A 12,664-nucleotide genomic window follows, 5' to 3' on the forward strand; every position below is an offset into this window, starting at 1 on the left:
ACCAGCCCCAGATCCTCGACCATCCGTACACTCTAGTTCACCTACACCAATTATATGTTACCTTCTTTCATAGTAAAGAATTCAAAGAATAGACCCGATTCCTCTTTTTGCTTCTTATTTAAGATTCTCTTGGGAGTCCCGTCAGGCAGTCCCCACTGATGTATGGCAAATTCTATACTTGCGTAAAAACTAGCTTTGAATGCCCTCTTGACGATACGGGAATGGATATCGAAAAAGTACAAAAAGGCCAACTGTTTCTCATTTCCAAAAAAAGTTGAAATCCAGCTTTTACCATTGGATTAATTTCCCAAGCTTCTTCCATTGAGACAATCATATTTCCGAGCGTCTTCCTTTTCCAACCCTCCTTTAAATCATCTAGCGTCTTATATTTAAGTTTTTGTTTTTTTGAAATTCCCAGTAAAAATGAGTTTACGATGTAGTTCTCTATTTGATGACATCTTATTAAGCACATACCTAGCATCGTTACAATATGAATAACGGGGCCATTCCAAACGTCTTCCTCATCATAATTGTTAACCAGATCGGAAAGTCCTGGATCCCTTCGCAGTTCGTCTACAGCTCTATGTCCAATCGATCTCTCTTTTTCTATACCACATGGCCTGTAATCATCGACGCTGAAAACAATATCGCATAGAAGCATTTCCTCCTTACTCTCAATATTTCTGAATTCTGCGCCAAGGTCTTTAAATATTCTCCTACCATAAATGTACCAAGGCCATGGGTTTTTCTTATAGTGATCTTGCTTTTTATAATTTCTAACAACCTTTTCAGGGATAGACAGAATCCTTTCCGCAATTACCTCGCTCAACTCAAAATCGTTCTCGCGACATTCAACGCAGCGCGCGCTCCGGCTATTTTTTGCAGCAACAAAACAATCCTCGTACCCATCTGAAGTGACCCAATATAGATGCCAGTTGTTAGATGCCTTGCCCATTAAGCCGCCAATTTTTCGAAAACAAAATCTCTCAAAAATGCCACAGAATTGATCTGACTCTGGTACCTAAGGCGAAGCTAGGACGTGCCCCCTCAAGCCGTCTTCGCCGCCACCAATCCCAGTTCCTCGACCATCGCCTTGCGCATGAGAAACTTCTGCGGCTTGCCGGTCACCGTCATCGGCAATTCGGTGCGGAAGCGGATGTGGCGCGGGATCTTGTAATGCGCGATCTGGCCGGCGCAGAAGGCCTTGATCTCCTCAGCGGTGGCGATCTGGCCGGGCTTCAGCACGATCCAGGCGCAAAGCTCCTCGCCATATTTCGGGTCGGGAATGCCGAACACCTGCACTTCCCTGACCTTGGGATGGCGGTAGAGGAATTCCTCGACCTCGCGCGGATAGATATTTTCGCCGCCGCGGATGACCATGTCCTTGACCCGGCCGACAATGTTGCAATAGCCCTCGGCGTCGATGGTGGCGAGGTCGCCGGTGTGCATCCACCCGTCGGCGTCGATCGCCTCGCGGGTCTTTTCCTCGTCGTCCCAATAGCCCTTCATCACCGAATAGCCGCGTGTGCACAATTCGCCCGGCGCGCCGACCGCAACGGTGGCGCCGTCGGCATCGATCGCCTTGACCTCGACATGAGGGTGGATGCGGCCGACCGTCGACACGCGTTTTTCCAGCAGATCGTCGACGCTGCTCTGGAACGAGACCGGGCTGGTCTCGGTCATGCCATAGGCAATCGTCACCTCCGCCATGTGCATCAGCGACACCACCTTCTTCATCACCTCGATCGGACACGGCGAGCCGGCCATGATGCCGGTGCGCAGGCTTGTGAGATCGAAGGATTGGAAATCCGGATGATCGAGCATGCCGACGAACATGGTCGGCACGCCGTAGAGGCCGGTGCAGCGCTCGCCCGTCACCGCCTTCAGCGTGGCGCCGGCGTCGAAGCCCTCGCCGGGGAAAACCATGGTCGCGCCCTTGGTGACGCAGCCGATCGTGCCCATCGACATGCCGAAGCAATGATAGAGCGGCACCGGGATGCACAGCCGGTCGTCGACGCTCAGCCTGATCGCCGAGGTGACGAAATTGCCGTTGTTGACGATGTTGTTGTGGGTCAGCGTCGCGCCCTTTGGCGCGCCTGTCGTGCCTGAGGTGAACTGGATGTTGATGGCGTCGCCGGGCTTCAGCCCCTCGGAGATGCGGTCGAGGCTGTCATGCTCGTCGCGCCCGGCCATCGCCAGCACGTCGGCGAAATTGAACATGCCGGGCGAATTCTCCTCGCCCATGCGGATGACGATCTTCAGCGCCGGCAATTTCTTCGCGTCGAGCTTGCCGGGCGGCGCTGTCGCGATCTCCGGCGCCAGCGTCTCGATCATACCGAGATAGTCGGAAGTCTTGAATTTGGCAGCCGTCACCAGCGCCTTGCAACCAACCTTGTTCAGCGCATAGTCCAGCTCGACCAGCCGGTAGGCCGGATTGATGTTGACCAGGATCAGGCCGATGCGCGCGGTGGCGAATTGCGTCACCAGCCATTCCCAGCGGTTGGGCGACCAGATGCCCACCCTGTCGCCTTTTGCCAGGCCGAGCGCCAGAAAGCCGGCGGCCAGCGCGTCCACCGTGTCCGAAAGTTCGCTCCAGGTGAAGCGCTTGTCCTGTTCTACGAAAACGGCGGCATCGAGCGTGCCGTATTTGCTGACGGTGTCCGAAAGCAACCCCGGGATGGTCTGCTGCAGCAGCGGAACGGTGCGCTCGCCCGACACATGCGCCCGGCCGTCGACCGGCGCAATGAAGGTTCCGCCATTGCGCTTGCCGCGCAGATTGGTGGCATTCTTCAACTCGTCGAGATTGATCGGCATCGCCGTCTCCTCCGCGGACAAGCCTGAGTCTATCAGCCTGCCGGGGTGGTGGAAATCCCGTCGATGGTATGGCCGGAGTGGGAACTCGCCTGTCCAGGCCGAAAATAAAAAACCCGCCACAGAGGGCGGGGTCTTCGGGGCCAATTGGCACCATAGCGAAATTAGTAGCATAGCTGCCGGCACAAAGCAAGAACAAAATTGCTGTACCTTCATGCCGGCTTGGGTTCCTCGCCCCACGAAAGTGGGGAGAGCGACTATCTGGGGTGTCAAGTTGCAATGGCGAACTCGTTGCGCGCATCGCGTGCTTTTGCATTGAGGATGACCAGGAGTTTTCTGGCGAGTGCGATGCGGATGAGCATTTTTGGCTTTCCCGCCTGTTGCAACCGTTGCGCGAAAGCTTTGAGATGAGGATCGAATTTGGCCACGATGGCTGCGACGATGAAGAGGATGCCACGCGGCCCGGCGCGTCCGCCTCGCACATGCCCTGTTGCTGGTGCGCTTGCCGCTATCGTTGGCGAAGGGAGCGAGGCCTGCCAGCTTGGCGATGGCCTTGTTGGAGATGAGGCCGATCTCAGGCAGTTCGGCCATCAGGCGGGCGACGGTGCGTCCGGCGACGCCCTTGAGCGAACGAAAGGCCCGCTCCAGCCTGGCCCACAGCGGATCGTCATCGATCATCGAGGCAATCTCGCCTTCCAGGCGCCGTTGCTCGCGCTTGAGGAAGACCAGCATCGCCTCGATGCTGGCGCATACCTCGGCGTCGCGTGCGGCACTTCTACGCTGCTTGTTGATGGTCGCATCGCCGACAATCTGGCAAAGCCGGCCAACCAACGCGGCAAGCCGCTGCTGGGCAGCGCTTGGCGGTGGCGTCGGCACCGTGTTCTTGACTACGCCGTAGTGGGCGATGACAGCGGCGTCGATCCTGTCGGTCTTCTCAAGATAGCCCATCGCCTCGGCGAAACGGCGTACGCTCTTGGCATTGACCACGCCGCACGGCATGCCGTGCGCCCACAAGAGCATGAACCCCAGCCGCTCATAGCCGCCCGAAGCCTCCATCACCGCAAGGGCTGCGCCATGGCTGCGGCAGAACAGCCAAAGAGCTGCAATCCCCGCCGCGTCGTTGGCGAAGCGCGCTGCCGCTCCGCCAGGCCAGACATGCGCGTCCAGCCAATCTTTCGAAACATCAACTCCACAAATAATCCTGTTCACGGTAACCTGCCTTGTGCGTACGGTTGGAACCAAGCGACTGTTCGGTCGTGCGTGATGAAGGCGAAGATCCCAAGCTCTCCCGCGGCTGTAACCTCAGGTGGTACGGGCGACTTCGCCAAGCCAAGGTCCGGGCGGCTACCCGGACCTTGGCTCAATCGCTCTAATCCCACGAAATCTCTCTCGTGTAGATACAAGGTGGCTCGGCGAAGCCGAGACGGAGAGGGGACTGCGCCCTACGAAGGCCCCCTCTCCGGCCGCTTCGCGGCCACCTCTCCCCCGCTTCGCGGTGGGCGAGGAACCCTGGTCTTGAGAGGTCGTCCGCGTCAGCCCGCGTTCACCAACGCCATCTTCGCGGCGATGTCGCGCAACACTGCTTCATCCGCAGCCGCACGCGTCTTCCTCGATGCAACAAGGCAGGCCTGCGAGCGCAAGATGACGCCGTCGGCCAGCACCTTCAGATGATTGGCGCGCAGCGTTGAGCCTGACGTGGTGATGTCGACGACGACATCGGCCAGTCCTGCTGCCGGCGCACCCTCGGTGGCGCCCAAGCTTTCGACGATGCGGTAGACCTGGATGCCGTGCTTTTGCGAAAAGAACTGCTGCGTCAGCCGCCAGTATTTGGTGGCGATCCTGAGCCGCCTGCCGTGGCGCTGGCGGAAGTCGGCGGCAACGTCGTCGAGGTCGGCCATCGTGTCGACGTCGAGCCAGATGTCGGGCACCGCCACCACGACATCGGCATTGCCGAAGCCGAGGCGGGCGACAATCTCCGCACGCGCCTCCCAGTCGGCGAGGCTTTCGCGCAACAGATCCTCGCCGGTGATGCCGAGATCGACCGAGCCCTGGCCGATCTCGCCTGCGATTTCGGACGCCGACAGGAACGCCACCTCGACGGCTTCCACGCCTTCGATGCGGGCGCGGTATTTGCGCTCGTCGCCGGGCAGGTTGACGGCAAGTCCAGCTTTGGCCAGCACCTCCAGCGCTTGCTCCTTGAGCCGGCCCTTCGACGGGATTGCCAGCGTGATCATGGCGCCTGCTCCCGCAGCGCTTCGATGCGGTCGAGCCAGACGGAAAAGCCGACGCCGGGGATCGGCGTTTTCGCGCCGAGCAGCGTCAGCAGCCGATCATAGCGGCCGCCGCCGGCCAAAGGTCGCTCGCCGTCTTCCGCCGCGATCTCGAAGACCAGGCCGGTGTAGTAATCGAGCGGACGGCCAAAGGCGGCATCGTAGCGGATTTTTTCGACTGGCAGGCCAAGAGCTTCGATCGACTTTGCACGTGCGGAAAAATTGTCCAGCGCCGCGCCCAGCGAAAGCCCTGCGCCGGTCGCAAAGATTTCGAGCGCTTTTGCTGCTCCGTCCAGCGGCACGTCGATCGCCAAAAAAGTCTTCAGCGCCGAAAACGCCTCGTTGGACAGCCGCACGCTGCGCAACTCGGCCTTCTCGATCAGACGCCGCGCAATGTCGGCCGGCGACCGTCCGGCCGACGCCGACAGCCCGGCCTGCTCCATGCCGCCGGCGATGTGCGACGAAAGCCCTTCCAGATCGCCATCGAGCACAAGGGCAGCGACCGCACCGGCGAGTTGACCGTTGCGCGGCGGGTTGGCGAGGTCGGCAAGCGCTGCCTCCAGCATCGCCGCCGAACCGAAGGCGCGGGCCAGCCGCATGCGCCAGCCACGCGGTAGGCCGAGGGCGGCGAGCACCGCCTCGAAGAGGGTCTGGTCGCCGAGCGTGACCGTCAAAGGCCGTGCCGGTAGCACCAGGGAAAGCAGCGCATGCGCATCGGCCAGTGAACGGGCGTCGGCGGCGGCCGTGTCGCGGTCGCCGAGATCCTCGATACCGGCCTGGAAAAACTCATTGGCGCCCTCGCGGCGCTGGCGAAACACCTCGCCGAGATAGGAATAACGGCGCGGCGTGCCGGCCTGCGAGCTGATATGGTCGAGGCAGACGGGTATGGTGAATTCGGGCCGCAGGCAAAGCGTCTGGCCGGTCTCGCTTTCGGTGAGAAAAATACGCCGGCGCAAATCCTCTCCGGCCATGTCGAGAAACGGGTCGGCCGGCTGCAGCACTGCGACTTCCACCGCATGGGTGTTGCGCGTGGCGAAGAGCTTGGCGATGTCGGCTGATATGGCGGGATAGCGGGAGGTCATTGATCGGTTGGGCGCGAGGCACCCCCCTCTGGCCTGCCGGCCATCTCCCCCGCAAGGGGGGAGATCGCCCTCGTCACCGCCCTCGCCCTACTTTCAGGGTCGAAAGGCAAGTGGCGCCGACGCTGCCGATCTCCCCCCTTGCGGGGGAGATGGCCGGCAGGCCAGAGGGGGGTGTTCAAGCGCCACCTTTCGCGCGATCGGCCGCCTGCGCCGCGAGTATCTTCCCCACCTCGCCAACCAGCTCGCTCTCCGCCACCGTCACCTGCGCCGGCCGTGCGGCGCGCCATTCGGCGTTGTCCGCGATCTCGGCCGACATACGCGCGCCTTCGATCAGGTCCTTGATCTGTACCTCGCCCTTGGCGCGCTCGTCGCCGCCCTGGATGATGGCGACCGGGCTACCGCGACGGTCGGCATATTTGAGCTGCGCCTTCATGCCGGCGCCGCCGAGATACATTTCGGAGCGGATGCCGGCGGCGCGCAACTCAGCCACCATCTTCTGGTAGCGGCCGAGGCTTTCCGTGTCCTTGTCCATCACCAGCACGACGACCGGTGCGATCACATCCGACGTGTCGAGCTTGCCGAGGTTCTTCAGCGCGGTCATCAGCCTGGAGACGCCGATGGAAAAGCCGGTTGCCGGCACCGGTTCGCCACGGAAACGCGAAACGAGGCCGTCATAGCGCCCGCCGCCGCCGACCGAGCCGAAGCGAACGATCTGACCGTCCTCATTGGGGATTTCTGCGAGCAGCTCGGCCTCGTAGACAGGGCCGGTGTAATATTCGAGGCCGCGGACGACCGAGGGGTCGATAAGAACACGATCAGCACCATACTCGGCAGCATGGGCCATCGCGGCTATATCGCACAGCTCTCGGTATCCGTCATATGAAGACATATTCGCCGAGAAATCGCCTCCAACTTTGAAGAAAACGGCCCTAATATATCCAAGTGCGCTTGCGTTCTCAGCTCCAAAGGCATCAATGATTGTTTGAGCTTGGTCTGAGTGTTTCTTCGTTCGAAGCTGATCTCTGGTGATCTCTTCAAACCTTGGATTATTTGGCTCATCACCCTCGATCGCAATTGTTATTGTTTCGGCATTGCGTCGGAAAAGCAAAATTGGTTCCAGAACCGAAATCGATTGCTCACTAAGCCCAGCGCCTTTGGTGAAATCCCCCTCGCCTTCCTTGCCCCCATCCCAGCGCCCTTTGCCGAGCAAGAGCTTCACGCCATCCGGCCCTAATTTATCCAGCTTATCGATGGCACGCAGCACCGTCAGCCGGCGCCCGGCATTCTCATCACCGCCCAGGCCGATTGCCTCCAGGACGCCGTCGAGCACCTTGCGGTTGTTGACGCGGATGACGTAATCGCCGCGTTTGATGCCGAGCGCTTCCATCACATCAGCCATCATCATTGCCATTTCGGCATCCGCCGCGACGCCCGGCGTGCCGACCGTATCGGCGTCGAACTGCATGAACTGGCGGAAGCGGCCGGGGCCGGGCTTTTCGTTGCGGAACACCCAGCCGGAGCGGTAGCTGCGGTAGGGTTTCGGCAGGCGCTCGTAATTCTCGGCGACGAAACGCGCCGTCGGCGCGGTCAGGTCGTAGCGCAGCGACAGCCACTGGTCGTCATCGTCCTGGAACGAGAACACACCTTCGTTTGGCCGGTCCTGGTCGGGCAGGAATTTGCCCAGCGCATCGGTGTATTCGATCAGCGGCTGCTCGACCGGCTCGAAGCCGTAAAGCTCGTAGACCCCTCGGATCGTTGCCATCATCTTTTCGACGGCACGGATGTCGTCGGCGCTGCGGTCGGCAAAGCCGCGCGGCAGCCGCGCTTTCGTCTTTTCCGATTTGTCGGCCATGGCATGGGTACCCGGTGTTTCGTGGTGCTCCGTGGATCGGTGAATAACCGATTTCCACGGCGCGGGTGTCCTAACCGATGCAGCCGGGAGCGGCAAGCGTTTGCACGTTTCCTGAAACAAACCGGACCCAAAACGAAACAATTCCGCCATAAGCGCGGCATTGTGCCGACACAATCGCAGCCGATAAAGCGCGCCGAAACAAGAGGTTCGGGCCATGATCACGGCACGGGAATTCGACATCATAGACAGCGGCGCCGCCGACCTGCCCCGGCTGCGACGGGCCGGTGGCCATGCATCCGGATTGGCCGGCCAAACGGCGGGGCCATTCGAGATCGCCGCGGACGAGCGTACAGGACCGACCATGCGCGATGCGCTGATGACCAGCCTGCTGGTGATCTATCCGGCTTTTGCCACGATAGCGGCCATCGTCGCCGGGCTCTTTCTGGCCGGCGCCAGCGGTGCTTGAGTTTTGTCGCCCACTTCGACCGTGAGGAAGCTCACTTCGGCCTTTTGAACGCCTTGCGGTCCGCTTCGACCTGTTCGCGGCAAACGCAGCCTTCGAGATGGTCGTTGACCAGCCCCATGGCTTGCATGAAGGCGTAGACGGTGGTCGGGCCGACAAAGCTCCAGCCGCGTTTCTTCAGCTCCTTCGAAATCCGCACAGAGACCGCCGTGGTGGGATTGGCGCGCAGATGGGCGAGATCGACGATTTCGGGCCGTTCGTCCGGGCCGGGTTCGAACTTCCAGAACCATGCGGCCAGCGAGCCGGCCTTGTCGGCCATTTCGCGCGCACGCTTGGCGTTGTTGATGGTCGAGACGATCTTTCCGCGGTGGCGGATGATGCCGGCATTGCCGAGCAGGCGCTCGACATCCTTGTCGGTGAAGGCGGCGACCTTGTCGACGTCGAAGCCGGCGAACGCCTCGCGGAAATTCTCGCGCTTGCGCAATATGGTCAGCCAGGACAGGCCCGACTGAAAGCCTTCGAGGCAGATCTTTTCGAACAGCCTGCGGTCGTCGGTGACCGGCCGGCCCCATTCGTGATCGTGGTAGTGCAGATAGTCCGGCAGATTGCCGTGCCAGAAGCAGCGCGCGATACCATCGGGGCCGGCGAGCAGGCCTGTGTTCTCATTCATGGCGGAATTCCACTTCGTTAATGCGCTTTTGCGCCGCTTTACTCCGGCTTTACCAGATTCCTGAACCGGCCGGTAACCACACCGAAAGCTTTACTGACACATCCGCATTTTACGCATTCCGATTCATGTTTCAGTTGCCGCTTCGCGCCAATGTCCGGGCGATCGGGGACGCCTTTGCGCCCCGGCATGTTCGACGATCAAGGTGCGTTTCGATGAAAACATTTTTGTTCCCGCTGCTCGGCGCCGCAGCCGTACTGGCGGCCACCGCTACATCCTCCAGTGCCCGCGACCGTTATGCCGACAGGCCGCCGGTGGTGGTGAGTCCCGACCTTTCGGCGCCCTGGGTGCTGCAGCTTGGCCACGCGCCGGGCATCGTCCGGCAGGGTAGGCAAGAGATGCAAAGGCCGCAGCGCCGTTATCAACGGCAGGCGCAACCGGCTCAGCTGCACACGGCCGCGGTGCAGGCGCCGTCCAAGAAGCGCATGGTCGCGCGCCCGCAGATCAACCCGATCTACCTGCCGCAGGAAGTCGCTTATGACGGCCCGCACAAGCCGGGCACGATTGTCATCGATACGACGGAGAATTTTCTCTATCTGGTCGAGAACAACGGCAAGGCGCGGCGCTATGGCGTCGGCACCGGCAAGCCAGGCTTCGAATGGGCCGGCAAGCACAAGATCTCGCAGAAGAAGGTCTGGCCCGAATGGCGGCCGCCGGCGGAGATGATCACGCGCGAGGCCGCCAAGGGGCGTTATCTGCCGACCTATGTCGCCGGCGGCGCCGAGAATCCGCTCGGCGCACGCGCGCTTTATCTCGGCTCGACGCTCTACCGCATCCACGGCACCAACCAGCCATGGACGATCGGCGGCGCGGTGTCGTCGGGCTGCATTCGCATGCGCAACGAAGATGTTGTCGACCTTTATGAACGCGTCAATGTTGGCACGACGGTTGTCGTGATATAATCTGCAGTTGATTTTATTGCTGATTCTGTCCAGAAAAGCTCTGGATCAGGGATACCAGACAACTCTGGATCAGGGATAACGGGGGACGGGCCGTGTGGGGATGCGGCCGGTCAAGAAAGGGCAGCGCGGCAAACCGCGCTGCCCTTTCTGTTTCTGGAACACGATCGGGCTTGGCCGGCACGTCGCGCTGAAGGTATGGCGGTTCGCATTCCCGCTGCCATTCTTCTCGTTTTTTTGCTATGTCGGCCGCAGCGCTTCCAGATAAGGCCAATCTCATGCCCCTGCCCGACGACAGCCGCTATCTCAAAGGTGGCCCGGTCGCCCAACGCATCATCGCTGCCGTTCGCGAGGATGCAACGATCGCCACCGCCGAAGGTTTTCCGCCCAAACTGATATCGATCACTGTCGGCGACACCGCAGCGGTCGACGTCTATGTGCGCAACCAGCGTGCCAAGGCGGCATTGGCCGGCATCGGTTTCGAGGAAAGACGGTTTCCCGCCGACATCACATCAGGCGAACTGGAAGCGGCGATCCACGGCCTTAATGCCGATCCGCGCGTCACCGGCATCATCATCCAGCGGCCGGTGCCGGCGCATATCCCGATCAAGACGCTGCAGGCGGCGGTGCATCCGCTCAAGGATGTCGAGGGCATGCATCCGGCTTCCATCGGCAACATCGTCTACAACCAGCTCGACCTTGCGCCGTGCACGGCCGCCGCTTCGGTCGAACTGCTCAAGGAAACCGGTCTCGATCTCAAGGGGCTCGAGGTCGTCATTGTCGGTCATTCCGAGATCGTCGGCAAGCCGATCGCCTTCCTGCTGATGAGCGAAGGCGCGACGGTGACGGTCTGCCATCACATGACGCGTTCGGTGGCAGCGCACGCGCGCCGCGCCGACGCGCTGTTCGTCGCGGTCGGCAAGCCGCGGCTGATCAAGGCCGACATGGTCAAGCCGGGTGCGGCCGTCATCGACATCGGCATCAATGCCGAGATCGGACCGGACGGGGAACGCCGCATCGTCGGCGACGTCGATACCGAGAGCGTCAAGGAGGTGGCGTCCTGGATCACGCCGGTGCCCGGCGGCGTCGGCCCCATCACCGTGGCGATCCTTTTGCGCAACACGATGGTGGCGCTCAGCCGGCAACGCGCGCGTTACCAGGCGACCTACGGCGTGGTGGACAAGCTCGCAGCGGAGTGAGAGCAGTGTGGAGTCACGTCACTCCGCAGCCACGACTGCCCTGTTTTCCGGAACGCCCTCCGGCTGCGGGCCGCCGTAGGCCCAGTCCAACAGCTTGATCGTGTGCACCACCGGCAGCTTCGCAGCCGAGGCGATCTGAGTGATGCAGCCGATGTTGCCGGTGGCGACGATTTCAGCACCGGTCGCCTCGATATTCCTGACCTTGCGGTCACGCAGCTGAGCCGAAATCTCGGATTGCAGGATGTTGTAGGTGCCGGCCGAGCCGCAGCACAGATGGCCCTCGCGCGGCTCGCGCACGACGAAGCCGGCCTTGGCCAGCAGCTCCTTGGGCTGACGAGTGATCTTCTGGCCGTGCTGCATCGAACAGGCGGAGTGATAGGCGACGATGGTGCCCAGCTTGCGCACGGGTTCCGGCAGGTCGAGGCCCACCAGATATTCGGTGATGTCCTTGGCCAGAGCCGACACAAGCGCCGCTTTGTCGGCATAGGCCGGATCGAGGCGCAGCATGAAGCCGTAATCCTTGATGGTGGTGCCGCAGCCGGACGCGGTGATGACGATGGCATCCAGCCCGCCCCGGTCGATGGCGCGCGTCCAGGCGTCGACATTGCGTCTGGCCGCAGCAAGTGCGGCCTCCTCGCGGCCCATATGATGCACCAGCGCGCCGCAGCAGCCCTCGCCCTCGGGCACGACCACCTCGACGCCCAGCCGCGTCAGCAGCGCGATCGTCGTGTCGTTGATGCCGGGATCGAGTACGGATTGCGCGCAGCCGGTGAGGATGGCGACGCGGCCCATTTTTCTCGCACCCTGCCCGGCATGGATGCCCGGCGAAGCCATTGGCGAGGCGACGGGAACCGACGCCGGAGCGAGCTTGAGCATCGCGCCCAGCGGCTTCAATGCCGAGACCTTTTCGAACAGACCGGCAAACGGCTGGCCGAGCTTCGCCAGCTTGAGCGCGGCGCGAAAGCGCGTGGGATAAGGCAGGACGAATGCCAGCATGGCGCGTGTCAGGCGATCGAGCAGCGGGCGCTTGTAGGTTTCCTCGATATGGGCACGGGCATGATCGACCAGATGCATGTAGTTGACGCCCGACGGGCATGTGGTCATGCAGGCGAGACATGACAGGCAGCGGTCGATATGGGTGACGATCTCCTTGTCGGCGGGGCGACCGTTCTCCAGCATGTCCTTAATCAGGTAGATCCGCCCCCGCGGCGAATCCAGCTCGTTACCAAGCGTCACATAGGTCGGGCAGGTGGCCGTGCAGAAGCCGCAATGCACGCATTTGCGCAGGATCTTTTCCGATTCCGCGACATGCGGATCGGCAAGCTGGGCAAGCGAAAAATTTGTCTGCACGCAAAGGAATC

At 61.5% G+C, this 12,664-nt stretch carries 10 protein-coding genes and 1 pseudogene; 3 read left to right on the forward strand and 8 right to left on the reverse strand.

From position 1 onward, the window contains the following. Positions 1-172: 172 nt before the first annotated feature. The 6 genes and pseudogenes from ABID19_RS16235 to hisS form a co-directional block, all read right to left on the reverse strand. Complete coding sequence (locus ABID19_RS16235) at positions 173-829, reverse strand: hypothetical protein (protein ID WP_354492009.1); 657 nt, start codon at positions 827-829, stop codon at positions 173-175. A 218-nt stretch (positions 830-1,047) separates the two neighbouring features. Continuing rightward, complete coding sequence (locus ABID19_RS16240; protein ID WP_354492010.1) at positions 1,048-2,814, reverse strand: AMP-binding protein; 1,767 nt, start codon at positions 2,812-2,814, stop codon at positions 1,048-1,050. A 266-nt stretch (positions 2,815-3,080) separates the two neighbouring features. Beyond that, positions 3,081-4,020, reverse strand: a pseudogene (locus ABID19_RS16245) (IS110 family RNA-guided transposase). Between the two features lie 323 nt (positions 4,021-4,343). Beyond that, positions 4,344-5,045 (reverse strand): ATP phosphoribosyltransferase, encoded by a 702-nt coding sequence (gene hisG / locus ABID19_RS16250; protein ID WP_354492011.1) that lies wholly within the window; start codon positions 5,043-5,045, stop codon positions 4,344-4,346. Further along, a complete protein-coding gene (locus tag ABID19_RS16255; RefSeq protein ID WP_354492012.1) occupies positions 5,042-6,163 on the reverse strand; it encodes an ATP phosphoribosyltransferase regulatory subunit in 1,122 nt (373 codons plus the stop codon). The genes hisG and ABID19_RS16255 overlap by 4 nt, the downstream gene beginning before the upstream one ends. Positions 6,164-6,338: 175 nt before the next feature. Then, entirely contained in the window at positions 6,339-8,015 is a 1,677-nt protein-coding gene (gene hisS / locus ABID19_RS16260) for a histidine--tRNA ligase (protein ID WP_354492013.1), read from the reverse strand. Positions 8,016-8,229: 214 nt separating this feature from the next. Between hisS and ABID19_RS16265 the strand changes: the two genes are divergently transcribed. Further along, positions 8,230-8,481 carry a hypothetical protein gene (locus ABID19_RS16265; protein ID WP_354492014.1) on the forward strand — a complete coding sequence of 84 codons (252 nt, stop codon included), beginning with the start codon at positions 8,230-8,232 and terminating at the stop codon, positions 8,479-8,481. Positions 8,482-8,512: 31 nt separating this feature from the next. On the opposite strand, the gene ABID19_RS16270 is transcribed toward ABID19_RS16265, so the two are convergent. Next, a complete protein-coding gene (locus tag ABID19_RS16270; protein WP_354492015.1) occupies positions 8,513-9,148 on the reverse strand; it encodes a DNA-3-methyladenine glycosylase I in 636 nt (211 codons plus the stop codon). 212 nt (positions 9,149-9,360) lie between these two features. Between ABID19_RS16270 and ABID19_RS16275 the strand changes: the two genes are divergently transcribed. Further along, positions 9,361-10,107: a L,D-transpeptidase gene (locus ABID19_RS16275; RefSeq protein ID WP_354492016.1), complete on the forward strand. Its 747-nt coding sequence runs from the start codon at positions 9,361-9,363 to the stop codon at positions 10,105-10,107. Positions 10,108-10,382: 275 nt separating this feature from the next. Continuing rightward, complete coding sequence (locus ABID19_RS16280; RefSeq protein WP_354492017.1) at positions 10,383-11,303, forward strand: bifunctional 5,10-methylenetetrahydrofolate dehydrogenase/5,10-methenyltetrahydrofolate cyclohydrolase; 921 nt, start codon at positions 10,383-10,385, stop codon at positions 11,301-11,303. A gap of 18 nt (positions 11,304-11,321) precedes the next feature. Here the strand turns inward: ABID19_RS16280 and glcF are convergent, their stop codons facing one another. Next, entirely contained in the window at positions 11,322-12,653 is a 1,332-nt protein-coding gene (gene glcF, locus ABID19_RS16285) for a glycolate oxidase subunit GlcF (RefSeq protein ID WP_354492018.1), read from the reverse strand. Between the last annotated feature and the right edge of the window lie 11 nt (positions 12,654-12,664).

This window comes from Mesorhizobium robiniae, from assembly GCF_040545535.1.
GTDB lineage: Bacteria > Pseudomonadota > Alphaproteobacteria > Rhizobiales > Rhizobiaceae > Mesorhizobium > Mesorhizobium robiniae.